A 24904-nucleotide genomic window follows, 5' to 3' on the forward strand; every position below is an offset into this window, starting at 1 on the left:
GGTCGCACAACGCGCCTGAACGCGGTCTGGCTTCATCGTTCATGCCGGGTTTGGGGCACCGCGTGCTTTGCGCGGCGGGCGATTTGGGCATAGGATGGGGTGATGAGTTCCGCTTTCTCCGCCCGCGGCGCGTTGCGCGCCGCGACTGCGGCGCATCACGAGCGGGTCGATGCCGTCTTCTCGCGCGCCGACCTGACCAACCGCGTCGATTATGCCCGTTTCCTGCAAGCGCAGGCGGGCGCCTATCTTCCGGTCGAGGCGGCGCTCGCCCGGGCCGGTGCCGCGCGGATCGTGCCCGATTGGGAGACGCGCCGCCGGGCGTCGCGGCTCACCGCCGATCTCGCCGCGCTCGGTGTCGCCGTGCCCGAAGACGAGGCGGACGTTGGGTTCGACGACGACGCGGCGGTGCTCGGCGGCGTGTACGTGCTGGAAGGATCGCGGCTCGGCGGGGCGATGCTGGCGCGCGACGTGCCCGCCGATTTCCCGAAGAGTTTTCTTGCTTCAGATCAAGCCGCGACTTGGCGTGATCTGTTAGACCTTCTTCAATATAGATTAATTTCGCCTGGCGAACGATCGTCGGCGGTCGAATCGGCGTCTCGTGTGTTCATGCTCTTCGAAAGCAGCGGGCAACGCTATCTGAGGGCGGACTGAGTGGACGAAAACGTACCGGTCGATCTGACCAATTGCGATCGCGAGCCGATCCACATCCTCGGCGCGATCCAGCCGATCGGGTTCCTGCTCGCGCTCACCGCCGATTGGATGATCGCGCGGGTCTCGGCGAACACCGCCGACTTCATCGGTTTCGCGCCCGACGATCTGATCGGGCGCCCGCTCACGGAAATCTTCGAGGCGCGGGTCGTTCATGACCTGCGCAACCGCACCGCGATGCTGCGCGGGGTCGATGCGGTCGAGCGGATGTTCGACTGCGAGATCGTCAAGGGCGGGCGCACCTTCGACGTGGCGATCCATCTGTCGGGCGGGCAGATCGTGATCGAGGCCGAGCCAGCCTCCAACGAACATGGCGATGCGACCGGCATGGTCCGCGCGATGATCGCGCGGCTTGACCAATGCGACGATTTCACCGCGTTCTTCCGCGAAGGCGCGCGCCAGATCCGCGCGTTGACCGGGTTCGACCGCGTCATGGTCTATCGCTTCGCGCCGGACGGCGCCGGCGAGGTGGTGGCGGAGGCGGTGCGCCCCGGCATCGGCCGGTTCCTGGGGCTGCATTACCCCGCCAGCGACATTCCCGCGCAGGCACGCGAACTCTACAAGCGCAACCTGCTGCGCGTCATCACCGACGTGAACGCTGCGCCGGTGCCGATCATCCCGGCACGCGACGAGGCGGGGGTGCCGCTCGACCTGTCGCTGTCGGTGCTGCGCGCGGTCTCGCGGATCCATATCGAATATCTCAAGAACATGGGCGTCGAGGCGTCGATGTCGATCTCGATCCTCGTCGACGGGAAATTGTGGGGGCTGTTCGCTTGCCACCATTATGCCCCGCTCTGCCCGTCGTTCGAGCGGCGATCGGTTAGCGAGCTGTTCGCGCAGATGTTCTCGATGCGGCTGGAAAGCCGCGAGCGGCAGGCGACGGTCGAATATGAACGGCGCGCGCGCGATATTTCGGACCAGTTGCTCGGCGCGGTCGCGTCCGATGAGACGCTGCTCAAGGATCCCGACTGGCTGGGCGACATCCTGACGCACGCGATTCCGGCCGATGGCGTGGGCGTATGGATCGCGGGCAATCACGCCTTTTCGGGCACGACGCCGCCGCTCGACGATTTCCGCCGGATCATCCGCGCGCTCAACGGCACCGCGGCGGGGAAGGTCTATGCGACCGACCATATCGCCGGGCTGGTACCGGGCGCGGAGCGTTTCGCGCCGAGCGCGGCGGGGCTGCTGGCGATCCCGATCTCGCGGTCTCCGCGCGATTACGTCGTGCTGTTCCGCTCGGAACTGGTGCGATCGGTGCGGTGGGGAGGCGATCCGCACAAGCCGGTCGAATATGGCCCCAACGGGCCACGGCTCACACCGCGCCAGAGCTTCGAGGAGTGGAAGGAGCGCGTCGAGGGGCGGTCACAGCCTTTCTCCGCGTCGGAACTGCGCGTCGCCGAGACGCTGCGGGCGACGCTGATCGAGGTTGTGCTGCGGCTCGCCGACGAGGCTTCGGCCGAGCGGCAGCAGGCGAGCGCGCGGCAGGAATTGCTGATCGCCGAACTCAACCACCGCGTCCGCAATATTCTCGGCGTGATCCGGGGGCTGATCCGTCAGTCGCAGCCTTCCGACGACGCGGTCCGGGACTATGTCAAGATGGTCGACGGGCGCATTCACGCGCTGGCGCGCGCGCACAACCAGATCACCGACGACCATTGGGGGCCGGCGCCGATCCAGGCGCTGATCGACGCCGAAGTGGCGGCGTTCGTGGATGAATATGAGCGCGTGGTGTCCGAGGGGACGCCGGTGCTGCTCAACCCGCAAGCCTATTCGACGATGGCGCTGGTGATCCACGAACTCGTCACCAACTCGACCAAATATGGCAGCCTGTCGGTGCCGAAGGGGCAGGTGCGGATCGGCTGGCGGCGCGACGAGAATGACGATCTCGTCATCACCTGGCAGGAAAGCGGCGGTCCGCAGGTGCGGGCGCCGACGCGCAAGGGCTTCGGCACAACGATCATCGACCGTTCGGTGCCCTATGATCTCGGCGGGACGGCTCGGATCGCGTACGATCCCGATGGCGTCGAGGCGCATTTCCGCATTCCCGCGCGCCACGTCTCGCAGGCGAAAAGCGTCGCCGGGCCGGCGATCCGCTATCCGCGCCCGGCGCCCGGCCACCCGCAGGCGCCGCCGGACAAGGTGCTGGCGGGGTTCGACGTGCTGCTGGTCGAGGACAGTCTCATCATCGCGCTCGACGCCGAGGATATCGCGACCCGGCTCGGCGCCGAGACGGTGACGACGGTGGCGACCGTCGAAGGAGCGCTCGACGCGATCGAGCAGCACGCGCCCGGCGTGGCGATGCTCGACATCAATCTCGGCGATCGCAACAGCTTCCCCGTGGCCGACCGGTTGATGGCGCTGGGCGTGCCGTTCGTATTCGCGACCGGCTATGGCGAGCAGGCGCAACTGCCGGAGGACCATCGCGGGCGCAGCGTGGTGCAAAAGCCTTATACGCTGGAGAATGTCGCGCGGGCGCTCGACGCGCTGATCGCCAGCCACCGCGGCGGGTGAGGTTCGCGGAACCGGGGCGGTTCGCCCTCACCCTTCGCGCCGGGTGTCGCCGGGCGGATGGAAGGGTGAGGGCGGCCCGTGCTCATGGCGTATCGGTCAGAACGCCGCGCTGACCGAGAACAGCACCTTGCCCGACGCGATCGACTTTCCATCCTTGGTGCTGGAGAAGTTCGGCTGGAGGTACAGCGAATCGCGCCATTTGATGTCGGTGCCGACGAAGGCGATGCCGAGCGTGACCGGCGACAGCACGTAATCGGCGCCGACGAGATAATCGACATAGCTGCCGGTCGGCGTGACGCTGGTGCCGTTGGGGCCGAGGCCGGGGTTGCCGTTCGAATAGCCGACATGGCCCTTCACGGTGAGCGCGGTGTTCGGCACGCCCACGGCGGCATCGCCCCACACATAGAGATTGTCCTCCTTGTCGCCGATCCGGCTTTCGGGGGTGTTGCTCCAGTTGCCGAGCGCCTGCTGTTCGGGGGCATAGGCGACACCGATCAGCGCCGAGACGGGCCCGAGCGTGTGGCTGAGCTTGACATAAGGCTCGGCGAAGTCGGTCTTGTCGCTGCCGCCGGGATACATGTACCAGGTGAGGCCGACATCGACGGTGGTGCCGCCGAAGCTGTGCTTGTAGCCGCCGACCACGTCGAGTTCCATGTTGGCGCCGCCGAACTGGCCCCAGCCGGCGAGGTTCGATCCCCACAGCGCCGCGTAGAAGCCGCTTTCATGCGTCGCGGTGAGGCCACCCTGGATCGCCATCTGCTTGTCGGTCTGCGAGACGCCGCGGAAACGATAGTCGCTGACGAGCGCGACACTGCCCGAGACGGTGATCGGCTTGGGCGGCGCTTCTTCCTGTGCGAAGGCAGGGGCCGCCGCACACAGCGAGGCGACGAGCGCGATTGCGTATTTCATTGGAAGACCTTCCCCTTTTATCGGTGAACGTCCCCGCCTGCGCCCGCGCGGTGCTGCCTCTCGATCTAAGGTCGGGGCGGCATCCGCTGCGGGAGCCTAGGATGTGACAGGCCAGCTTGGCCGAAGCGTTGCCGCTTCATGACAAAACGTGTCTGGGGGAGGCGGCCCATATGGACCACCTCCCCCAGTGTCTTCGCGAAAATGTGTAGGAACCGAACCGTTCGGCACGAACGGTTCGGTATATGCCCTACGCGGCCAGGCGGTGCAGGTGCGCCGAGGAGCCGAGCAGTTCGACCTCCATGCCGCGCTTGCGCTGCCGACCGAGCCACTCGCGCAGCAGTTCGGCGCAGCTATGGTCGATCGCCGGCACCTTGTGGAGCTCGAGCGTCAGCGGCTTGCCTTCGGGCAGAGCGTCGAGCGCCTTGTTGAGCTTGGGCACGCTGAGGAAGGTCGCCGCGCCGTCGAGCCGGACGTGGCTGCGTTCGGCGCTGTGGTGGGTATCGACCTTGAGGTTGAGGCGACGGACATGCGGCGCCAGTTCGATCAGCGAGAGCGCGAGCCCGGCCAGCACGCCGGTCAGCAGATCGGTCGTCACCACCAGCACGAAGGTCGCCGCCCAGATCAGCGCGGGCAACACGCCGTAATGCGCGAACAGGTGCTGGACGTGCTTGAGGCTGATGAGCCGTGCGCCCGTCACCACCAGCACGCCGCCGAGCGCCGCCATCGGGATCTCGCGCAGCAGCCACGGCAGCAGCGCGACGAAGCCCAGGATCCAGACGCCGTGCAGCACGGTCGACAGCCGCGTCGTCGCGCCGGCCTGGACGTTGGCAGAGCTGCGCACGATCACGCCGGTCATCGGCAGCGCGCCGGCAGCGCCGCACAGCAGGTTGCCGATGCCCTGCGCGCGCAGTTCCTTGTTATAGTCGGTGCGAACGCCATCGTGCATGCGATCGACCGCCGCCGCCGACAGCAACGTCTCGGCGCTGGCGATGAAGGCGATCGCGACCGCGCTCAGCAAAAGCGCCGGGTTCGCGAACAGCGGGGCGAGGAAGCCATCGTCGGGCACCGCCACCGCCGCGACGATCGATTCAGGAACGCTCACGCGCACCACGCTCAGGCCGGCGAGCCAGGCGACCAGCGTCGCGCCGACCACGCCGATCAGTGCGCCGGGCACGAGCTTCATCGAGGCCGGGCGCAGCTTCTCCCAGCCGATCATCAGCGCGATGGTGAGCAGCCCGATGCCGAGCGCGATCTCGGTGCCCGCCACGTTGGTGGGATCGAGACCCATCACGCGGCCGGGCACGGCGGCGAGGTTGGCGAGGCCGTTCGACAGCGGCTTGGCATCGAACAGGGTATGGAACTGGCCGACCACGATCAGCGCGCCGATCCCGGCGAGCATGCCGTGCACCACCGCGGGCGAGATCGCGCGGAACCAGCCGCCGAGCTGGAGCACGCCGGCGACGAGCTGGAACAGCCCGGCCAGCACGAGGATCGGGCCGAGCGCCGATAGGCCATGATCGCGCACCAGTTCGAACACGATCACGGCGAGGCCCGCCGCCGGGCCGCTCACCTGGAGCGGCGATCCGGCGAGCAGGCCGACGACCATGCCGCCGATAATGCCCGTGACCAGTCCCTTTTCCGGCGGCACGCCCGACGCGATCGCGATGCCCATGCACAGCGGCATCGCGACGAGGAAGACCACGATCGACGCCGCGAAATCGCGGGTCATCCAGCCTTTGGGGTTATCGGCGGCGGTGGTCATTCCGCTGCCTCGGGCAGCGCGAAGTCGGCGGCGAGACGCTGCGCCGCGGCGTGCGCGACCGGCAGCGGCGAGCCTTCGCGCATCGGCACGAAGCGCCCGGTGGTGCCGTCGAGACCAAGCACCTGGCCGGCGTGGATATCGACCAGCCAGCCGTGCAGCGAGATTTCACCCCGTGCGATGCCCGCGGCGACCGAGGGATGCGTGCGCAGATGCGCGATCTGGGCGACGACGTTCTCGAGCGCGATCGCGTGGACTCGCTCCGACGGCGACAGCTCGGAATAGCCGCTCGATACGACGCTCTCCGCGGCGGCCGAATGCTTGAGCCACGAGGCGACGTTGGGCATCGCATCGAGCCCCTTCGGATTCGCGACCGCCTTCATCGCGCCGCAATCCGAATGGCCACACACGATGATGTCGCGCACGCCGAGCGCCATGACGGCATATTCGACCGTTGCCGAAACGCCGCCGAGCATCTCGCCATAAGGCGGCACGATGTTGCCGGCGTTGCGGCAGACGAACAGGTCGCCGGGGTTCGCCTGCAGCACCTGCTCGGGCACGATGCGCGAATCGGCGCAGGAGATCATCAGGGCCTTGGGGCTCTGGCCATCGCGGACGAGCTGGCCGAACAAGGCGCTCTGGTTGGGGAACACCGTCTTTTCGAAGCTAAAGACGCGCCCGATCAATTCGTTCATTGTCGCACTCCTTTTGGAACGCGCACACACGGAGGTGCGCCAGGCTCCCAAGATACGGGTGCAATCTTGCTGCGACGCGGCGACGCCGTGACAAAGTGTTTCCGACGGGCGACGTCGCTAATCCGGTCGCCGGACAGCAAAAACCCCGGCCGCAGGGCGGCCGGGGTTTTGTCGAATCTCCAGCTTGCATCGCCAAGGATTCCGCCGGATCGCTCCGGACTTAAGCCTGATATCCGCCATGGCAGACAGCGCAGGAACTCGCCCGATATAGCGCACAACTGGCGATTTTCAATGACCGATGCCGAGCGCGCATCGCGTCGCGTGTAGTAGGGCAAGAACGTCTTCGTCCGAGACCTGGATTTGCACATATCGCCTCGCCCCTGTCACGGGATGCCGCGTGTGCGGCAAGTTCAGGCGGGCGTAGCCAACCGTTGCGAGCATATCGCACTTGGCCCACCGTGGGCCGTCGCCCCACGGCGGTGGAAGTGTCAACTCCAGCCTATGATGCCACGGCTCTTCGGCGTGCGGTGCTGTGGTCGAGAGGGGAACGACCGTCACAAGATCGTTACGGCGTTTGAGTTTGGGCGAGATCGTGACGGCGAGCCGGCGCTTGACCATCTCCGGTTCACGGAAGCCGGTGGAATAGTCGCAGACGACGATCGTGCCGGGCTTCGGATGAAATGGCAGAGGCATTGCCAAAACGTAACGGTCTGTCGATCTCCGGTAAATCTTCGATGCGACTGCTTCTATTCGGTTCGTTTCAATAGGATCGTCGCGGTCAGCCCCCCGCCGGCGCGGTTCGCCAGCGTCAGCGTGCCGCCTTCGGCTTCGACCGCACGCGCGACGATGGCGAGGCCGAGGCCCATGCCCTTGGTGTTGCGCGCGCGGGCTTCGTCGAGCCGGACGAAGGGGGTGAGCACGTCGCGAATCCGCTCCGGCGGAATGCCGGGGCCGTCATCCTCGACGATGACGCATATGTTGGTCGCGTCGGCTTCGAGGCGGACGCGCGCGCGCTCGCCATAATGGAGCGCGTTCTCGACGAGATTGGCGATCGCGCGGCGCATCGCCGAGGCCCGCACGCGCAGTTCGAGATGATCGGGGCCGTCGTAGCTGGCGTCGAGCCCGCGGTCGGCGGCATTGTCCACCAGCGTCGCCACCAACACCGCGAGATCGGTGAGCGCGGGCTTTTCCGGGTCGCTCTGGCCGCCGAAGAACGCGAGCAACGAGCCGAGCATCTCGCTCATCTCGGCGACGTCCTCGGCGAGTTCGGCGCGCAGTTCCGGGTCGTCTATGCCTTCAAGACGCAGGTGCAGCCGCGCGAGCGGCGTGCGCAGATCGTGGCCGACCGCCGCCAGCGCCTGTGTGCGGCTCTCGATCAGCTCGTGGATACGGTCCTGCATCTCGTTGAACGCATGGATCAGGCTGCGGATTTCCGCCGAGCCTTCTTCCGCGATCGGCGCGCGCTGGCCGAGGCCGACGTGATGCGACGCGCGGATCAGCCCGCGCAGCGGCCGCAGCGTCGAGCGGATCAGCAACCCCGCCAGCATCGCGAGCAGGATCGCGGGCAGCAGCGCGCGCAGGATCCGGTCGTAGGACGGATTGAACGCGCTGGTGATACCGCGCATCTGGAAGGTCATCCAGCTTCCGTCGGCAAGCCGCAGGTCGCCGATGACGATCGAACCATCCTGATGCAGCGCCGGCAGGTGCAATCGAAGGTTCGAGCGAGCCAGATCCGGCTCCCACGCGACGATCTGCGCCTGCATGCTGCCCAGGTGCGGGCGGAACGCGTTGCCGCCGGGATCGGTGCTGCTCCAACCGATCCGGTAGCGATCGGTCGCCAGTTCGCGCGCGATCCGCACACGCTGGCTTTGCGGCCATTCGTTGAGCAATTTGCGCGAGACGACGAGATGTTCGGCGAGGCGGTTGGCCTCGTCCTCGCGCAGCGACAGTTCGGACGCGCGCTCGTACAACAAGGTGCTCGCGCCGAATTCGACGACGATCGTCAGCAGCAGGATGACGAGCAGCCGCCCGAGCAGCCCGATCGAGATGCGCCGCGCGAGGCTCAGGACCGCGTCACTCCGGCGCGCAACATATAGCCGATGCCGCGCACCGTGACGATCGGCGCGTCCTGCCCGGTCGCGGAGAGCTTGCGGCGCAACCGGCTGACCAGCACGTCGATGCTGCGGTCCGAGCTTTCGCCGAGCCGCGTGCGCGACAGTTCGATCAGCCGCTCGCGCGCGATCACGCGCTGCGGCTGGGCGATGAAGGTGGCGAGCAGATCGAACTCGGCGCCGGTCAGCTCGACGGTCGCGCCGCTCGCCGCGCGCAATTCGCGGCGCGGGAAATTGACCGTCCAACCATCGAAATGCGCTTCGTCCTGGCGCTCGACGCCGCCCAGGCTCTCGCTGCCCGAACGGCGGCGCAGCACCGCGCGCACCCGCGCGATCAGCTCGCGCGTGCCGAACGGCTTGGCGAGATAATCGTCGGCGCCGAGTTCGAGGCCCATCACCCGGTCCTCCTCGCTGCCGCGCGCGCTGACGAAGATGATCGGCACGTCGCTCTTGCGGCGGATCTGCCGGCACAGATCGATGCCGTTGGTGCCGGGCAGCATGATGTCGAGTACAATCAGGTCGGCCGGCACGTTGTCGAACGCGATCCACAGCTCCGGCGCGGAGCCGGCGGTGTGGACGGCATAGCCGTTCTCGCGCAGCGCGCGTGCGGTGAGGGTGCGCAGCGGCGGGTCGTCTTCGACCAGGATGATGACGGGTTCGCTCACGCGGCGGCGGATCGTTGAAACGCAAACATGGCGCAAGGTCTAGGCGCGAAGGGGCGGGCGATCAACGGCCACGCCGCCGCCCGGGCGGGGTGTGCGACAGCGAGCAATATTTTGTCACGTTCGCGCAAATGACGGGAGAGGTACGCGCCATGTTTCAACACGAACCGGACAGGTGCGGGCAAAGCCGGCGCGCTATCTTGGCGCTCATACTTGGTATGAGAGGATTGCCCGTGATTTCGATGAAGTTCGCCCTGTTCCCGCTTGCGCTGATCGCCGCCCCCGCCGCGGCGCAATCACTGTCCGACACGCACCAGATGCGCTGGGCGCCGGCCGGCAAGACCACGCCGCTGGTAAGCTATCACCCCAACAAGCGCGGCTGCGCGCCGGCCGCCGCCCCGCTGCACCTGTCGGGCAAGACCCCGCACATGGCCGCGGCTCCGGCGGCGTGCGGCAAGGCGCTCGCCAGCGCCGAGCGCACGGCGGAGATCGCCGCCACCAACTGATCGCAAGGGCCCGCAGAGGTCCGTCGACGCGTCGGCGCGCATCCGTGCGCCGGCGCGTTTTGTCGTCGGCTACGCCTCGTCGCCGATTTCGAGCAATTCGGGGCGGATATGGATCGCGGTCAGCGACATATGGACTTCGACGAGAAACGAGATCAGCCCGGCGATGAGCAGGATCATCGCGAGGATGAACGAGACCGCGACCGCGGTGCCGATATGCAGCTTGAACAGCACCGCGACGAACAGGATCGCGACGACGGTGCAGGTCATCACCGCGCTCGACACGGTGAGGACGAGCGCGCGATTGATGACGTTGATGCGCTTGTCGAGGATGCGCAGCTCCCACACGTGACGATCATGTTCCGGCCCGGCGGAGCGCGGGTGCAGCGCCTCGAGATCACGCGCGCGATCGACCACGCGCGACAGCCGCCCGGCCAACACATTGAGCAGCGATCCTATGCCCGCCAGCATGAAGATCGGCGAGAGCGAAAGCTGAATCGCCTGCGCGATCGTATGGATCGGCGGCAGCGCGTTCGGGAGGGCGTTCATGGCGCCCGTGTGTGCAAGCGGCGTGCGTGATGTGCAAGTCCGCTTGCGCGAAATGAAGGTGTCCGCTTCGAAGGCCGGGGATCATTCGCGCCGATAGCGGAAGTACCACACCTCATGCCCCTGACGGCGCGCCTTGCGTTCGTAGCGGGTCTCGGGCCAGTCGGCGGGGCGTTCGAGGAAATCGCGGGCGGTCTCCGCGAGCCAGGTGAAATCGCGGCGCTGGTTCATCACCATCATGGCCCAGCGGCAATATGTCGGGTCGTCGGTGCCGAGGCGGAACTCGCCGCCGGGTTTGAGCTTGGTGGCGATCAGGTCGAGCGGGCCGTGGTTGACCATGCGGCGCTTGGCGTGGCGCGCCTTGCGCCACGGATCGGGGTGCAACAGGTAGAGCCGGTCGAGCGATGCGTCGGGCAGCCGCTCGACGACTTCGAGCGCGTCGCCCATGTGCAGCCGCACGTTTTCCAGCGCGCCGTCACGGATGTGGTTGAGCGCGCCGACCACGCCGTTGAGGAACGGCTCGCAGCCGATGAAGCCGTGGGCCGGGCGCATCGCGGCCTGGCCGGCGAGATGCTCGCCCGCGCCGAAGCCGATCTCCAACTCCAGCGGGCGGTCATCACCGAACAGGGTGCGCGCATCGATCGGACCGGCGTCGGGCACGCTCACGCGCGGCAGAAGATCCTCGACCAGCGCGGACTGGCCCTGCCGCAATTTGTGGCCCTGGCGGCGGCCGTACAGGCGGCGGATAGTAGTGGGGTCGTTCATGATCGCGCGGCGATAGCGAAGCCGTCGCGCCGCGTCACCCTCGCTGCGGAGACAATCGCGCGGCCAGCCGTTGCGCTCCACACGACAGGGAGGACGGGTTTTGGCGGAAGAGACAGGCGGCGTCGACGAGCTCAAGGCGGCGAACGCGAAGGAATTGCACCGGGCGATCCGCGAGGAGGGCGAGGATGAGTTGCGCCGTCCGCTCGCATCGCTGTTCTGGTCGGGCATCGCGGCTGGGCTGGCGATCAACGCGTCGCTGCTGGCGGAAGGCGTGCTCTACCAGAAACTGCCGATGGGCGCGTGGCGCGAGCTGGTGGTGGCGATGGGCTATCCGGTCGGCTTCCTGATCGTGATCCTCGGGCGGATGCAGTTGTTTACCGAAAGCACGATCACTGCGGTGTTGCCGCTGGTGAGCGACCCGACCCGCGAATCGCTGCTGCGCACGCTGCGGCTGTGGGGCGTGGTGCTCGGCGCCAATCTGATCGGCACCGCGACCGGCGCGGCGGTGATTGCGTTCGGCGGGCTCGGTTCGGCGGGCGCGCACGATGCGATGATCGCGGTGGCGCTGCCGATCCTCGAACATTCGCCGTTCGCGACCTTGGTCAATGCGGTGCCCGCCGGCTTCCTGATCGCAATCCTCGCCTGGTCGCTGCCCAATGCGCGCGAGCAATCCTTCCTCGTGATTTTCGCAGTGACATGGGTGGTGGCAATCGGCGGGTTCTCGCATTCGGTGGTCGGGTCGAGCGAGGCGTTCCTGCTGTTCTACTCGGGCCACGCAGATGCACTGCGCACCGTGTTCGGGCTGATCGTGCCGGCGGTGGCGGGCAATCTGATCGGCGGCGCCGGCATCTTCGCGCTGCTCGCGCACGGGCAGGTGCGCGGCGAGATGACCGAGGAGATGCGCCGCAGCAAGAAAGCCGCTCGCCGCCAGCGGCGGTTGGAGCGGCGGGGTCTGCGCAGCGCAAAGCTTACTTGAGGCTGTCGCTGTTCACCTGGACGTTCCGCTTTTTGCCCCAGGTGGTCGTGCGAGAGGCATAGGGTTCGCTGTTGACGATCGCGACAGCCTGATCGGGCGGGGGCAGGCGGTCGCGCCCGGCATAGGAGGTCGTCGCCGCGACATCGTTGAGGGTCAGCGACCAGACTGCTGCGGCCTCGCCCTTGTCCTTGCCGAGCAGGGCCGTGATCGGATCGGGGCTGACCCAAATGCCGCGCCCGGCGTCGGTCAGCGCGATGAGATACTGGTCGGTCGTATCGCTTGGCCGATAGACGCCGTGTGCCTTCAGCGCGGGATAGTTCGCGGTATCGCGGCACCATACGAACGGCGACGGCGGTGGCGTATACTTGGTTTTCTTCGCCGCATCGTGGCCGACGCTGGCGAGCAGCCCGGCGAACAGGCTCGACGCCATCGCATTCTCTCCCTTGACCGCCTTCGCCGGGCCGGTCAGCGCGAGCGGGGCGGTGCAATCGGCAACCGGTTCGGCGGCCGGCTGGGGCTCGATCTGGCGGGGCCAGCCCAGTGCAGCGATCGCGCCGCGCAGCCGCGTATCGATCGCATCGGCGTCGATCGTCGTCGAGGAGTAGCGCAGTTCGACATACCAGTCGGGGCCGAGCGGGAAAAAGGCCATCGCGGTGCTGCGATACGGCCCCCGCATCGGGCGATAGCTGGCGATCAGCCCGCTGGCGGTGGTTTGCCCCGGCGGCGTGAAGGCGGCGGCTGGTTTGGCGATGGTTAGCCCGCCATAGGTGTCGCGCTGCTCCACGATCCGCGCCACGCGATCGAACCAGACCGGCACCGATCCGGCCACGTTGCGGAACACGAAGACGGTGATGTCCTCGCTCGAATTCGGCGTGCCGAAGTTGAAGGCTTCGTCGAGATGATCGGGCGCGAAGGCGTTGGCGGAAATGCGTGGCAAGCCGTCGAGCGCGGCGGGAATGACAAGGCCAGATGGCGCGTGCCGATAGGGCCTGTCGGCGGGGATCGCCAGTTCCGGCGGCTTCTGCTGCGCCGACGCGATGAGCGGCGCCGCGACGGCGACGATCGACAATACTGCCAAAACGAAACGCATGAAAAAGCCCCCCGGAGTCTCTGCTCCGGGAGGCTAATCCCTTCACGCGAAAAGCGAAATGGCGTTACGCCACTGCCGCCTTGAGCGCATCGACCAGATCGGTCTTTTCCCAGGTGAAGCTGTCGCCTTCGGGTTTGCGGCCAAAGTGACCGTAGGACGCGGTCTTCTGATAGATCGGGGCGTTGAGCTTGAGGTGTTCGCGAATGCCCTTGGGGGTGAGGCGGACCAGCTTGGGCAGCACTTCCTCGATCTTGGCTTCGGGAACGGTGCCGGTGCCGTGCAGGTCGACGTACAGCGACAGCGGCTCGGCGATGCCAATCGCATAGGAAAGCTGGATCGTGCAGCGGCGCGCGAGACCGGCGGCGACGACGTTCTTCGCCATGTAGCGCGCGACATAGGCGGCCGAGCGATCGACCTTGGTGGGGTCTTTGCCGCTGAACGCGCCGCCGCCGTGCGGCGAAGCGCCGCCGTAGGTGTCGACGATGATCTTGCGTCCGGTCAGGCCGGCGTCGCCATCGGGGCCGCCGATCTCGAAGCGGCCGGTCGGGTTGACGTAGATCTTGGTCTCGTCGGTGATGAAGCCTTCCGGCAGTACCTCATGGAACACGCCGACCACATAATCGCGCAGTTCCTGATATTTGGCTGCGTCGCTGCCCTCGCCGCCATCGTCGAAATAGCCCGGAGCATGCTGGGTCGAGACGACCAGCGCGGTCGCCCGCACCGGCACTTCGTTCTCATACTGGAGCGTCACCTGGCTCTTGGCGTCGGGTTCGAGGAACGGCACGACCTTGTTGTGGCGGTCCGACGCGAGCTTCTCGAGGATGCGGTGCGAGTAATAGAGCGTGGCGGGCAGCAGATCGGGGGTCTCGTCGGTCGCATAACCGAACATGATGCCCTGATCGCCGGCGCCTTCGTCCTTGTTGCCGCTCTCATCGACGCCCTGCGCGATGTGCGCGGACTGGCCGTGCAGGTTGTTCTCGAAGCGGAAGGTCTCCCAGTGGAAGCCGTCCTGCTCATAGCCGATCCGCTTCACGGTCGCGCGGACGGCCGCCTCGATCTCTTCCTGCGCGCCCGGCGCCCAGGCACCATTCTCGTACACGCCCTTGCAGCGGATTTCGCCGGCGAGCACGACCAACTGCGTGGTGGTCAGCGTTTCGCAGGCGATGCGAGCATAGGGGTCTTTCGACAGGAACAGATCGACCACCGCATCGGAAATCTGGTCGGCGACCTTGTCGGGATGGCCCTCCGAGACCGATTCGGAGGTGAACAGGAACGAAGCACGCATCAATCTGGCCCTTTGCTGGCGCGGTGCCGGAATCCCGGAACGGCGCATATAAAGCTTTCCTTATATGACCACCTAGCGGCGCGACCGGCGGAAGGCAACGGCCAACAGCAGCATCGCGGCCGCGACGAGCGCGGCGAGCGCGTTGCCGAGCTTCGCGAACAGCGTGGGCGCGAGCGGGCGCGGCAACGGCGCCTCGACCGTCCCGCGCGTGTTCCACGGGATCGACGCGACGACGCGGCCGTGCGCGTCGATGATCGCGGACACGCCGGTGGGTGTGGCGCGGAGCACTGGCAGGCCTTCCTCGATCGCGCGCATGCGGGCTTGCGCAAGGTTCTGCTCGGGGCCGGAGCGGCTGTACCAACTGTCGTTCGAAGGGTTGAAGATGAAGTCGGGGCGGTGCGCCGGATCAATCACGCTGCCCGAGAAGATGATCTCGTAGCAGATCTGGAACCCCGCCTTGCCAAAGCGCGGCAGAGCGAGCGTGCGCGGACCCGGACCGGGCGCGAAGTCGATATCGCCGGGCACCAGCCGCGACAAGCCGATCGCCGACATCAGCGGCCGCGCCGGCAGATATTCGCCCCACGGCACCAGATGCGCCTTGTCGTAGCGGCCGATCAGCCGCGCGTTCGCGTCGATCGCGAAGATCGAATTGCCGGCGCTGACGAGCTTCTCAGTTTTGTCGAATTCCAGCGCCTGTCCGCCGGTGAGCACCACGTCGTTCGGCCCGAGCGGGGCGGCGATGGCGGCGCGCACCTCGGCCGGGTCCGCGAGGTAGTTATATTGCGGCGGATAGCCGTCCTCGACGTTGAAGCGCAACGCACCCTCTGGCCACAGGATCAGGCGCGGGGCCGGGCCGGGCGTGCCGCCGAGCGCCTGGAGCGCGCGCAGATTGGCGACCGGGTAATCGTCGCGCGGGCGCTGCTCCTGATCGAGATCGGGCTGGACGATGCGGACGCGGGGCGTGTTGGCGGGCGGCGCGACAGGCGTGATCGGCAGTTCGATGCCGCCAAGCGCGAGCAGCCCGAGCGCTCCGCCCGTGACTGCCGCCAGAGGCCATCGCCGCGCGGCGAGCAAGGAGAGCGCCCCCGCCGCGAGGATCGTAATGCCGGAGAGCGCATAGGTGCCGATGTACGCGAGCAGCGCCGTCACGCCGGGCAGCGGCAGCCAGATCTCCGCCAGTGGGTTCCACGGGTAGCCGGTGAGCAGCGTGCCGCGCAGATATTCGGTGACGATCCAGGCGGCGGCGAAGGCCAGTACGTAACTCGCATCGGGCTGCGCACGGCGGAAGCGCCATGCCGCCCCGGCCGCGAGCATCGGATAGATCGCCAGATACAGCGCCAGCAGGAACGGCGCGATTGGTCCCAGCCAGTGCGGCACCGCATCCTGATAGGAGAAGGCCTGCGCGATCCAGATGTTGCCGAAGGTGAAATGCGCCACGCCGAACAGCCAGCCGCGCCACAGCGCCGCGCGGATCGTCGGCGCGGCATGGACCAGCCACAGCCACGCGGCGAAACAGGCGAGCGTCACCGGCCACCAGCCCCACGGCGCGAAGCCGAGCACGGCGAGGCCGCCGAGGACGGGGCACGGCAGGGCAGGGCGGTCCGTAATCACCGAAACGATTTTGTTGGCCACGCACCGTCCCACTCAACATCAGGCCGGACTCGTTCCGGCATCCACCGGGCCGCGAGAGCCTGGGCATGTGCGTATGCGGAACGGTGGACCCCGGAACAAGGCTCTCCTGAACTTCGTCGAAGGGTCCGGGGTGACGAATGCTGTTGCCGGCGGTATCTCATGCGTATGCCGCGCCCGTTCCATCTCGCCTTTCCGGTCCATGATCTCGCCGCCGCGCGCGCCTTCTACGGCGACACGCTCGGCTGCGCGGAGGGGCGCAGCGCGGCGACCTGGATCGACTTCGACCTGTTCGGCCACCAGATCGTCGCGCATCTCGATCCCGCCGCACAGCCAGTCGCGGTCGCCAACCCGGTTGATGGCCATGACGTGCCGGTGCCGCATTTCGGCGTCGTACTGACGATGGCCGACTGGCAGGCGCTCGCCGACCGGCTGCGCGCGGCGGGAACGCGCTTCGGCATCGAACCGCACATCCGTTTCGTCGGCCAGCCCGGCGAGCAGGCGACGATGTTCTTTTGCGATCCCAGCGGCAACGCTTTGGAGTTCAAGGCGTTCGCCGACGATACGATGATCTTCGCGAAATAGCCTCCCGTTCGTCCCGAGCGAAATCGAGGGACATGGGTGGCGCAGGTGTCTCGACTTCGCTCGGGACCAACGGTTTAAGGACTTTCAATGGCCGATCCGATCACGGTGGACATCCCCCACAAACATACCCGCGCGATCGTGCGCGCGCGGCTGGAGGAGGGCCTTCAGAAGGCGAGCGCGATGCTGCCCGGCAGCTCGGTGGCCGAGCATCGCTGGGACGGCGATTCGCTCCACTTCACGCTCGTCGCGATGGGGCAGCGCGTGGCGAGCCGAGTCGATCTGTTCGACGATCACGTGCACGCGATCGTCGATCTGCCCCCGTTTCTGCGGCTGTTCGCCGACAAGATTCGCGCGAAACTCGCCAAGGAAGGGCCGAAGCTGCTCGCCTGACTCAACAAGAGGTTGAAAACCGCGAGCGGCGCGTGTAGGGCGCACGCCTTGCGGCGCGGGCCTTGCCTCGCGACGACCGATTTCTATTGATCCGGAGTCTGAGCGTTTTATGCAAATCATCGTTCGCGACAATAACGTCGACCAGGCGCTGCGCGCCCTGAAGAAGAAGCTGCAGCGCGAGGGCGTTTATCGCGAGATGAAGCTGCGCCGGCATTACGAAAAGCCCAGCGAAAAGCGTGCGCGCGAGCGCGCCGCCGCGATTCGCCGTGCTCGCAAGCTCGAGCGCAAGCGCCTGGAGCGTGACGGCGCCCGGTAATCGGGTGGCGGGCGCGGCGACGCGCCCGTCCGTCATATCGTAACGATCTGATTCGGCGCGCGCGCCGGTCTTTCCGGGAGGCTGCCCATGTCGATCACCGCCGTACCGATGAAGCCGATCCGCCGGAGCATTCTGGTCTATGTCTGGATCGGCGTGGCGCTGGCGCTGGTCGCGGCGGCGGCGCTCGCCATGCAGGCGCCCGCCGATCCGGTGACGAGCTTCCTCGCCAAGAACCGCCATGCCAAGGGCGTGGTGGAGACGGCGTCGGGCCTCCAGTACAAGGTGCTGTCGCCCGGCCAGGGCGATGCCAAGCCGACCGACGCCGATGTCGCGCTCGTCAATTACGAGGGCAAGCTGCTCGACGGCACGACCTTCGACAAGTCGCAGCAGCCGACGCCGATGCCCGTCACGGGCGTCGTGCCGGGCTTCAGCGAGGCGCTGAAGCTGATGACCAAGGGGTCGAAGTACCAGTTCTGGATCAAGCCGAGCCTCGGCTATGGCGATGAGGCCAAGGGTCCGATCCCGGCGCATTCGGTGCTGGTGTTCACGGTGGACCTGCTCGACTTCATCCCCGAGGCGACGCTGCGCCAGATGCAGATGCAGCAGCAGATGCAAATGCAGCAGATGCAGCAGGGTGGCGGCGCGCCGGGCGCGGCGCCTCCCGCCGGCGGTGCGGCACCGGGTACGGTCCCGCTGGGGCAGTGATTCGCGGGAGGCGGCGTTTCGGCGCCGCTTCTCATCGATCGAGTATCAAGGCGCCCCGGTCGCGAGACCGGGGTGTTTTCTTATATGGGTACCCGTCAACCGTTCGTGTCGAGCGAAGTCGAGACACGTGCGTTATCCCCGGTTCCTCGACTTCGCTCGGAACGAACGGAGCGGGGTTATTGCAGCAGCTTGCCTGAGTCTTTCCAGCGATCGAGGATCTGCGAATCGCCGGGCTGAGCTTCCGCTGTGCGCGCTGGCGTGAGCAGCGTGCCGCTTTGCGCATAGGCCGGCTGGATCGTCGCGGGTGCAGTCTTCGCTACCACCGGCGCAGGCGCAGTGGCGGCGAGCGTGATCGCCGGCACCGGCAGCGTTTCGATGATGCGGGCATGCGGGCCGGGCACCGGCTCGCCGCCCGCGTAGATCTGGCGGAATGCGCCGGGGGTGCCCCACCAGCCCTGCCAGCGGTGGAAGAAATGCGCGCCGATCGCCGCCGTCATCACGAGATGGCGGTTCCACGCGGGGGTGACCGCATAGGTGTGGTAATGCGTTGCCAGCCCGACCGGCGCATAGACATAGCCGCCGAGCGCCGCCGCCGCCACGCGCAGCGCGCGCAGCCAGGAGGCGCGGGCGGGCTGGCCGCGCGTCATCGCACCATCGCAGGCGAAGCTGAACTGGCAGCCGCTATGCTCTGACCCCTGATAGACCACGCCGCACACCGTCGCGGGGAAGGCCGGGTGGCGAACGCGGTTCAGGATCACCTGGGCGACCGCTTGCTGGCCGGCGTCGGGCTCGGTCGCGGCCTCGTAATAGATCGCCGTCGTCAGGCAATCGAGCGCGCGGCCGCGATCGAGCGCGCTCGCGCGGCGCATGTTGAACGGTGCGGCGGGGTGGATCGAGCCGTCGGCGGTCGCGAACGACGCGGCCTCGGGCGGGAGCGGCAGATCGGGCAGGGCGGTCGTGCCAGTCGTGCCCTTGGCCGGTGCGGCGAGCGCGTCGGCGGCACTGTCGTCTTCGGCGTAGAGCAGCGCCGCGCCGGGAAAATGCTCCTGCGCCTCATAACCGGACGCGATCGTCGTGACCGGCGCCGCTCTCGCGGCTTGCTCCTCGATCGCGCGATACGCCGCATGCGCCGACACCCCCGCGCAGACCAGCAACGCCAGCCCGGCGACGTGAAGCGCCGTCAGCGCGCGATCGGGTCGCGATTCGGGGCCGGGCGGGGAGGGCATGCGCCCGCGCATAACCGATCGCGGCCGGCGTCGCGCCTGGCTTTTCGAGCGTGTCTCGCGATGGAACAGGTGAGGGTTACGGTAAGGTTCGGCGAAAATCAGCCGTCGCCCCGGCGCAGGCCGGGGCCGCCATGTTTGGGGCGACCGCGCGGCCACATCACGAAGCGGCCCCGGCCTGCGCCGGGGCGACGGTCATTTGAGGCTCGCCTTGCCCAGATCGAGCGTATCCGCCGGGATCACCTCGACCTGCGGATACGCCTTCCTGAGCGCGTCGAGGAACAGCTTGGCATCCCCGACCACGACGATGCTCGCGCGCGACGGGTCGATCACCGCCTGCGCCGCCTTCTGCACTGCGGCCGGATCGACCGCCGTCACTGCCGGGATGTAGCGTTTGAGTTCGTCGAGCGGCACGCCCTCCAGCACATATTGGCCGAGCACGGCCGCGATGCCGCCGGTGGTCTCGCTCGCACGGCCGAACCCGCCGATCAGCACCGCCTTGCGCGTCTCCAGTTCGGCCGCCGGCACCGGCTCGCTGCCGAGCCGCTTCATCTGCTCGACCATGATCGCGACCGTATCGGGCGCGGTCGGGTTCTTGGTCTGCGTGCGCGCCGAGAGCGTGCCGGGGCCGCGATGCGCGGTGAGCGCGCTGCTCGCGCCATAGGCCAGCCCGCGCTTGATGCGAATCTCGGCATTGAGCCGCGACGAATAGCCGCCACCCAGCACCGCGTTGGCGACGCTCGCCGGGTAATAGGCCGGGTCGCTGCGCGCGATGCCCGGCCGCGCCACGACGACGCCGGCCTGCCCGGCATCGGGCATGTCGACGACGATCACGCGCGGCGCCGGATAGGCGCTCGCCACCGGCGCGACCGGCGCGGGAGCGCCGGGCGCGGACCAGCGCGCGAAATTGGCTTCGGCCAGCGCCTTCGCCCGTGCCGACGTGATGTCGCCGACGAGGATCAGCGTCGCCTGGTCGGGGCGCCATGCCTTGGCATAGGCCGCGCGAATCTCGCTTTGCGTGATCGCCTTGAGCGAGGTGGGCGTGCCCGCCAGCGGATGGCCGTAGGGCGCGTCGCCGAACACCGCGCGCGCCGCGACCAGCCCGGAAAGCTGGCCGGGGTCCTTGAGCGTCACCGTCACCCCGTCGAGCGCCTGCGCGCGGGCGCGTTCGATCTCCTCGGGCGCGAACACCGGATGCTGCGCGACATCGGCAAGGATGGCGAGCGCGGGCGCGGCCTGATCGGACTTGATCGTGACATCGACATCCGATCCGTCCCAGCCGGCGTCGCTCGAAATCGAGCCGCCCAGCGCCTCGATCTCGCGGGCGATCTGCGTCGCCGAGCGCGTGGTCGTGCCCTTGGTCATCAGGTCGGCGGTGAGATCGGCGAGGCCAGCGCGGGTGGCGGGGTCATCCGCACCGCCGCCGGTCGTCACCAGCGCGGCGCTGAGCAGCGGCAGTTCGTGCTTCTCGACCACCACCACGCGCAGGCCATTGGCGAGGCGGAACTCGCTGGGCGCGGGAATCGCAGCGGTGACAGGCGTACCGGGCTTGGGCGGCGCGATCCGGTCGGCCTCGCTGGCCAACACCGGCGTATCGATGTGCGCGGGCGGGGTCAGCGGCGCGACCTGGACGGTATCGGCGATCGCGATCGTATCGCCCTTGCTGCTGGCGGGGGCGGCTTCGGGCGGGAGATAGGTGATCGCCGCCGAACGCGTGTCGCGCAGATATTTGCGGGCGACGCGCTGCACGTCGGCGGCGGTGACCTTGGCGATCTCGGCGAGCTGACGGTCGGAGGTGCGCGGATCGCCGTCGATGATCGCCGACATGGCGAGCGCGCGGCCCTTGCCCTCGGCGGTTTCGCGGCCGAGCAGCGCCGAGGTGAGGATCTGGTTCTTGGCTTCGGTCAGTTCCGCGGCGCTGACCGGCGTGTCGCGCAGCCGCGCGACTTCGGCGCGAAGTGCCGCCTCGCCCGCCGAGGCGGGCTTGCCGCTCGCCATTGCCGCGAACAGGATGAGGTTGCCCGGACCCTGCTTGGTATCGACATAGCTCTGCGCCTGCGCGGCGAGCTGATCGCGATAGACCAGCGTTTCATACAGCCGCGAACTCTCGCCCATCGACAGCACCGCGTTGAGCACGGTCAGCGCGGGATTGTCGGGGTCTTTGTCGGCGGGGACGGGATAGGAAATCAGCACCGCCGGCAGCGGCGTGTTGGGCTCATAGACGATGTAATGCGTCGCCGTGGTCCGCTCGGGCTCGGCGACGGCGACGCGCGGGATGGGGGTGGTCGGGTGCTTGATGCCGGCGAAATATTGATCGACCCAGGCGTCGAGCTGCTTTGGATCGAAGTTGCCGGAGACGACCAGCACGGCATTGTCGGGCCGGTAATAGACCGCGTGGAAGGCGCGGACATCGTCGATGCTGGCGCTGTCGAGATTGGCGATGCTGCCGATCGTCGAGCGCGCATAGGGATGGCGGCTGTACGACACCGCCGAGGCATAGGCCGAGAACAATTTGCCGTATGGCCGGGCGAAGTCGCCGCGCAACTCCTCCTTCACCACGTCGCGTTCGGAGGCGAAGCCGGCGGGATCGACGACGAGGCTCGCCATCCGGTCGGCTTCGGCGAACAGCAGTCGCTGGAGATGGTTGGCGGGGACGGTCTCGTGATATTCGGTGTAATCGTCGCTGGTCGAGGCGTTGTTGTTGCCGCCGACATCCTCGGTCAGCCGGTCGAACGTCTCGGGCGGCAGGTTGCGCGTCGCCTTGAACATCAAATGTTCGAACAGATGCGCGAAGCCCGAGCGTCCGGCGGGATCGTCCTTCGAGCCGACATCGTACCAGACCTGCACCGACACGTTCGAGGTGCCGGTGTCGCGGATCGCGTACACTTTGAGGCCGTTGGGCAAGGTGCGTTCGGTGAAGTCGAGCGGCTTGAGCGCCGCGACCGGGGCCTTGGCGACCGCCCCCGGCGATTGTGCCTGCGCGGTGAGCGGGAGCAGGGCGGCGCCCATCAGCAGGGCGGCACGGAACAGGCGCATCAACATCTCCGGAGAACAGGGATGCGCTACCTGTCGCCGCGCGGCGGGCGCTGTCAATGTCCCTAAGACCTCACCCGCCGGGGGGAGGTGGCGCGCGAAGCGTGCCGGAGGAGGCAGAAGCGCGACGATTGCGGGGGGAACCGCATCCTCCCCATCCGTCGCCTTCGGCGCCACCTTCCGCTGGCGGGGAAGGATGCTGGCTTATTTCTTACGGCTGCCGTTCACGTAGAGGAACGCGGCGGCGAGCGCGGCCGAACCCACGCCGATCGCGATCGGCACGACCGGCCAGCTCTGGCGATTATAGACGGTTGGATCGGCGGCGGCCTCGCGCACGCGCTTCGCGTCTCGCGCGGCGGCGGCGATTTCGTTGATCTCGTCGGTCATGTCACCCTCTCTTTGTGTCGGCCATAGTCCGATCGGAATCGATCCGCGAACGCAGTCAGCGTGCCCGCTGTGATTGCGCCCCGCAGATCGGCCATCAACGCCTGGTAGAAGTAAAGGTTGTGCTCGGTCATCAGCATAGCGCCGAGAATTTCGCCAGCGCGGACGAGATGATGGATGTACGCGCGGGGCCAGGTTGAGCACACCGGACAGCCGCAGGCGGGATCGAGTGGGGCGTGATCCTCCGCGAACTTGGCGTTGCGCAGGTTGATCGGGCCTTCGCGGGTGAACGCCTGGCCGGTGCGGCCCGAGCGCGTCGGCAGCACGCAATCGAACATGTCGATGCCGCGTTCGACCGCGCCGACGATATCGTCGGGCTTGCCGACGCCCATCAGATAGCGCGGTTTGTCAGCGGGAAGCTGGCCGGGGGCGAAATCAAGGCAGCCGAACATCGCCTCCTGCCCCTCGCCGACCGCAAGCCCGCCGACCGCATAGCCATCGAAGCCGATGTCGATCAGCGCGGCGGCGCTGTCACCGCGCAGCGTCTGATCGAGCGCGCCCTGCTGGATGCCGAAAATCGCCGCGTTCTCGGCATGCGCGCCGCCGCCGTCGAAGGCGTCGCGGCTGCGCTTCGCCCAGCGCATCGAGCGCGCCATCGCGGCCGCCTGTACCTCGGGGGTGGAGGTGGTCGGCACCAGTTCGTCGAACGCCATCACGATGTCCGAGCCGAGCAGCCGCTGGATCTCGATCGACCGCTCCGGGCTGAGCGTGTGGCGGGTGCCGTCGAGATGGCTCTTGAAGGTGACGCCGTTCTCGTCGCGCTTGGTGAGATCGGACAGGCTCATCACCTGATAGCCGCCCGAGTCGGTGAGGATCGGCCGGTTCCAGCCCATGAAATCGTGTAGCCCGCCCAGCCGCGCGACGCGTTCCGCACCGGGGCGGAGCATCAGGTGATAGGTGTTGCCAAGGATGATGTCGGCGCCGGCCGCGCGCACGTCGGCGGGCTTCATCGCCTTAACCGTCGCGGCGGTGCCGACCGGCATGAAGGCCGGGGTGCGGATCTCGCCGCGCCGCATCTGGAGGGTGCCGGTGCGCGCCTTGCCGTCGGTGGCGCTAATGGTGAACTCGAAACGCGGGGCCGTCATCGGCGGGGTGGTAGCGCGGATCGGGCCGGTTGGGAACCATCAGACTCTGCCCTCCCTGGGAGAGAGGGGCGGGTTCAATCCACCCAGTCGAGCCCCATGTCGCGGTACACCTCGCGCTCGTCGTCCCAGCCGGGGCGCACCTTGACGTGGAGGTAGAGATGCACCGGCCGGCCCATGATGCCGCTAAGTTCGGTGCGGGCGCGCGCGCCGATCTCCTTGATGCGGGCGCCGCCCTTGCCGAGCACGACCGCGCGTTGCGTCGGGCGCTCGACCAGGATTTGCTGGTGGATCTCGACCGATCCGTCCTCGCGCTCCTTATACTGTTCGGTCTCCACCGCGCTCGCATAAGGCAGCTCGGCGTGGAGCTGGAGGTAGAGCTGCTCGCGCGTCACCTCGGCGGCGAGCGCGCGCTCGGTCGCGTCGGAGACCTGATCCTCGGGATAGTGCCACGGCCCCGCCGGCATCGCCTTGGCGAGATGCGCCTTGAGTTCGGCCAGGCCATCGCCCGTCGCGGCGCTGACGAAGAAGGTCTCGGCGAACGGCGCGAGGCCGTTGAGCCGCTCGGCATGGAGCAGCAGCTTGGCCTTGTCGGCGAGATCGACCTTGTTGAGGATCAGATATTTGGGTTCGGGGCGGCCGGCGATCGCCTCGGCGATTTCGGTCACCTTGTCCTTGAGGCCGCCCTTGGCATCGACGACCAAGGCGAGGATGTCCGCGCCCTCGGTGCCCCCCCACGCCGCCTGCACCATCGCGCGATCGAGCCGGCGCTTGGGTTCGAAGATGCCGGGTGTGTCGACCAGCAGGATCTGCGCATCGCCTTCGATCGCGACGCCCATCAGCCGCGTGCGCGTGGTCTGCGCCTTGGGGCTGACGATCGCGACCTTCTGCCCGACCAGCGCGTTGACGAGCGTGGACTTGCCCGCATTGGGCGCGCCGAGCACGGCGACGAGGCCGCAGGATTGATCGGTCAT

At 67.7% G+C, this 24904-nt stretch carries 24 protein-coding genes; 8 read left to right on the plus strand and 16 right to left on the minus strand.

Features of this window, described 5'->3' with window-relative positions; translation table 11 throughout:
• The first annotated feature begins 102 nt into the window (after positions 1-102).
• On the plus strand, positions 103-651 hold the full coding sequence (locus BLS81_RS15185) for a biliverdin-producing heme oxygenase (protein WP_093225143.1): 549 nt from the start codon (positions 103-105) through the stop codon (positions 649-651).
• Positions 652-3222 (plus strand): HWE histidine kinase domain-containing protein, encoded by a 2571-nt coding sequence (locus BLS81_RS15190; protein WP_093225145.1) that lies wholly within the window; start codon positions 652-654, stop codon positions 3220-3222.
• 96 nt (positions 3223-3318) lie between these two features.
• Here BLS81_RS15190 and BLS81_RS15195 read toward each other — a convergent pair whose 3' ends face one another.
• The 6 genes from BLS81_RS15195 to BLS81_RS15220 all read right to left on the minus strand — a co-directional run bounded on the left by BLS81_RS15195 (position 3319) and on the right by BLS81_RS15220 (position 9361).
• Positions 3319-4131, minus strand: a complete 813-nt coding sequence (locus tag BLS81_RS15195; RefSeq protein WP_093225146.1) for a TorF family putative porin — start codon at positions 4129-4131, stop codon at positions 3319-3321.
• A 247-nt stretch (positions 4132-4378) separates the two neighbouring features.
• Positions 4379-5893, minus strand: coding sequence for a SulP family inorganic anion transporter (locus BLS81_RS15200; protein WP_093225148.1), 1515 nt, complete (start codon positions 5891-5893; stop codon positions 4379-4381).
• Positions 5890-6585, minus strand: coding sequence for a carbonic anhydrase (locus BLS81_RS15205; protein ID WP_093225150.1), 696 nt, complete (start codon positions 6583-6585; stop codon positions 5890-5892). The genes BLS81_RS15200 and BLS81_RS15205 overlap by 4 nt, the downstream gene beginning before the upstream one ends.
• A 288-nt stretch (positions 6586-6873) precedes the next feature.
• Positions 6874-7278: a type II toxin-antitoxin system PemK/MazF family toxin gene (locus BLS81_RS15210; RefSeq protein WP_093225151.1), complete on the minus strand. Its 405-nt coding sequence runs from the start codon at positions 7276-7278 to the stop codon at positions 6874-6876.
• Positions 7279-7331: 53 nt separating this feature from the next.
• Positions 7332-8651, minus strand: a complete 1320-nt coding sequence (locus BLS81_RS15215; protein WP_093225464.1) for an ATP-binding protein — start codon at positions 8649-8651, stop codon at positions 7332-7334.
• Entirely contained in the window at positions 8648-9361 is a 714-nt protein-coding gene (locus BLS81_RS15220; protein ID WP_093225153.1) for a response regulator transcription factor, read from the minus strand. The genes BLS81_RS15215 and BLS81_RS15220 overlap by 4 nt, the downstream gene beginning before the upstream one ends.
• 239 nt (positions 9362-9600) lie before the next feature.
• On the opposite strand from BLS81_RS15220, the gene BLS81_RS15225 reads away from it, so the two are divergent.
• Entirely contained in the window at positions 9601-9864 is a 264-nt protein-coding gene (locus BLS81_RS15225; protein ID WP_143023370.1) for a hypothetical protein, read from the plus strand.
• Positions 9865-9933: 69 nt separating this feature from the next.
• On the opposite strand, the gene BLS81_RS15230 is transcribed toward BLS81_RS15225, so the two are convergent.
• Positions 9934-10410: a DUF2721 domain-containing protein gene (locus tag BLS81_RS15230; RefSeq protein ID WP_093225156.1), complete on the minus strand. Its 477-nt coding sequence runs from the start codon at positions 10408-10410 to the stop codon at positions 9934-9936.
• 81 nt (positions 10411-10491) lie between these two features.
• A complete protein-coding gene (gene trmB / locus BLS81_RS15235) occupies positions 10492-11172 on the minus strand; it encodes a tRNA (guanosine(46)-N7)-methyltransferase TrmB (protein WP_093225466.1) in 681 nt (226 codons plus the stop codon).
• A 100-nt stretch (positions 11173-11272) separates the two neighbouring features.
• On the opposite strand from trmB, the gene BLS81_RS15240 reads away from it, so the two are divergent.
• Positions 11273-12148: a formate/nitrite transporter family protein gene (locus tag BLS81_RS15240; protein ID WP_093225157.1), complete on the plus strand. Its 876-nt coding sequence runs from the start codon at positions 11273-11275 to the stop codon at positions 12146-12148.
• Here BLS81_RS15240 and BLS81_RS15245 read toward each other — a convergent pair.
• The 3 genes from BLS81_RS15245 to lnt form a co-directional block, all read right to left on the minus strand.
• On the minus strand, positions 12141-13238 hold the full coding sequence (locus tag BLS81_RS15245; RefSeq protein WP_143023371.1) for a hypothetical protein: 1098 nt from the start codon (positions 13236-13238) through the stop codon (positions 12141-12143). The genes BLS81_RS15240 and BLS81_RS15245 overlap by 8 nt on opposite strands.
• 64 nt (positions 13239-13302) lie before the next feature.
• Positions 13303-14523, minus strand: coding sequence for a methionine adenosyltransferase (gene metK / locus BLS81_RS15250; RefSeq protein ID WP_093225161.1), 1221 nt, complete (start codon positions 14521-14523; stop codon positions 13303-13305).
• A 72-nt stretch (positions 14524-14595) separates the two neighbouring features.
• Entirely contained in the window at positions 14596-16131 is a 1536-nt protein-coding gene (lnt, locus tag BLS81_RS15255; protein WP_093225467.1) for an apolipoprotein N-acyltransferase, read from the minus strand.
• A gap of 189 nt (positions 16132-16320) precedes the next feature.
• Here lnt and BLS81_RS15260 point away from each other — a divergent pair, with 189 nt between their 5' ends.
• From BLS81_RS15260 to BLS81_RS15275, 4 genes are all read left to right on the plus strand, one after another.
• Positions 16321-16737: a VOC family protein gene (locus BLS81_RS15260; protein WP_093225162.1), complete on the plus strand. Its 417-nt coding sequence runs from the start codon at positions 16321-16323 to the stop codon at positions 16735-16737.
• Positions 16738-16824: 87 nt separating this feature from the next.
• Positions 16825-17127, plus strand: coding sequence for a polyhydroxyalkanoic acid system family protein (locus BLS81_RS15265; protein WP_093225164.1), 303 nt, complete (start codon positions 16825-16827; stop codon positions 17125-17127).
• 109 nt (positions 17128-17236) lie between these two features.
• A complete protein-coding gene (gene rpsU, locus BLS81_RS15270; RefSeq protein ID WP_069203433.1) occupies positions 17237-17443 on the plus strand; it encodes a 30S ribosomal protein S21 in 207 nt (68 codons plus the stop codon).
• An 87-nt stretch (positions 17444-17530) separates the two neighbouring features.
• A complete protein-coding gene (locus tag BLS81_RS15275; protein ID WP_093225165.1) occupies positions 17531-18148 on the plus strand; it encodes an FKBP-type peptidyl-prolyl cis-trans isomerase in 618 nt (205 codons plus the stop codon).
• Between the two features lie 176 nt (positions 18149-18324).
• Here BLS81_RS15275 and BLS81_RS15280 read toward each other — a convergent pair whose 3' ends face one another.
• From BLS81_RS15280 to era, 5 genes are all read right to left on the minus strand, one after another.
• On the minus strand, positions 18325-19374 hold the full coding sequence (locus BLS81_RS15280) for a cell wall hydrolase (RefSeq protein WP_093225469.1): 1050 nt from the start codon (positions 19372-19374) through the stop codon (positions 18325-18327).
• 192 nt (positions 19375-19566) lie between these two features.
• Positions 19567-22407 carry a M16 family metallopeptidase gene (locus tag BLS81_RS15285; protein ID WP_093225471.1) on the minus strand — a complete coding sequence of 947 codons (2841 nt, stop codon included), beginning with the start codon at positions 22405-22407 and terminating at the stop codon, positions 19567-19569.
• 201 nt (positions 22408-22608) lie between these two features.
• Positions 22609-22791 (minus strand): hypothetical protein, encoded by a 183-nt coding sequence (locus BLS81_RS15290; RefSeq protein WP_093225167.1) that lies wholly within the window; start codon positions 22789-22791, stop codon positions 22609-22611.
• A complete protein-coding gene (gene tgt, locus BLS81_RS15295; RefSeq protein WP_093225168.1) occupies positions 22788-23933 on the minus strand; it encodes a tRNA guanosine(34) transglycosylase Tgt in 1146 nt (381 codons plus the stop codon). Before tgt ends, BLS81_RS15290 begins: the two co-directional genes overlap by 4 nt.
• 74 nt (positions 23934-24007) lie before the next feature.
• Positions 24008-24904, minus strand: coding sequence for a GTPase Era (era, locus tag BLS81_RS15300; protein ID WP_093225170.1), 897 nt, complete (start codon positions 24902-24904; stop codon positions 24008-24010).

Source organism: Sphingomonas sp. NFR15, from assembly GCF_900103265.1.
Lineage (GTDB): Bacteria > Pseudomonadota > Alphaproteobacteria > Sphingomonadales > Sphingomonadaceae > Sphingomonas > Sphingomonas pollutisoli.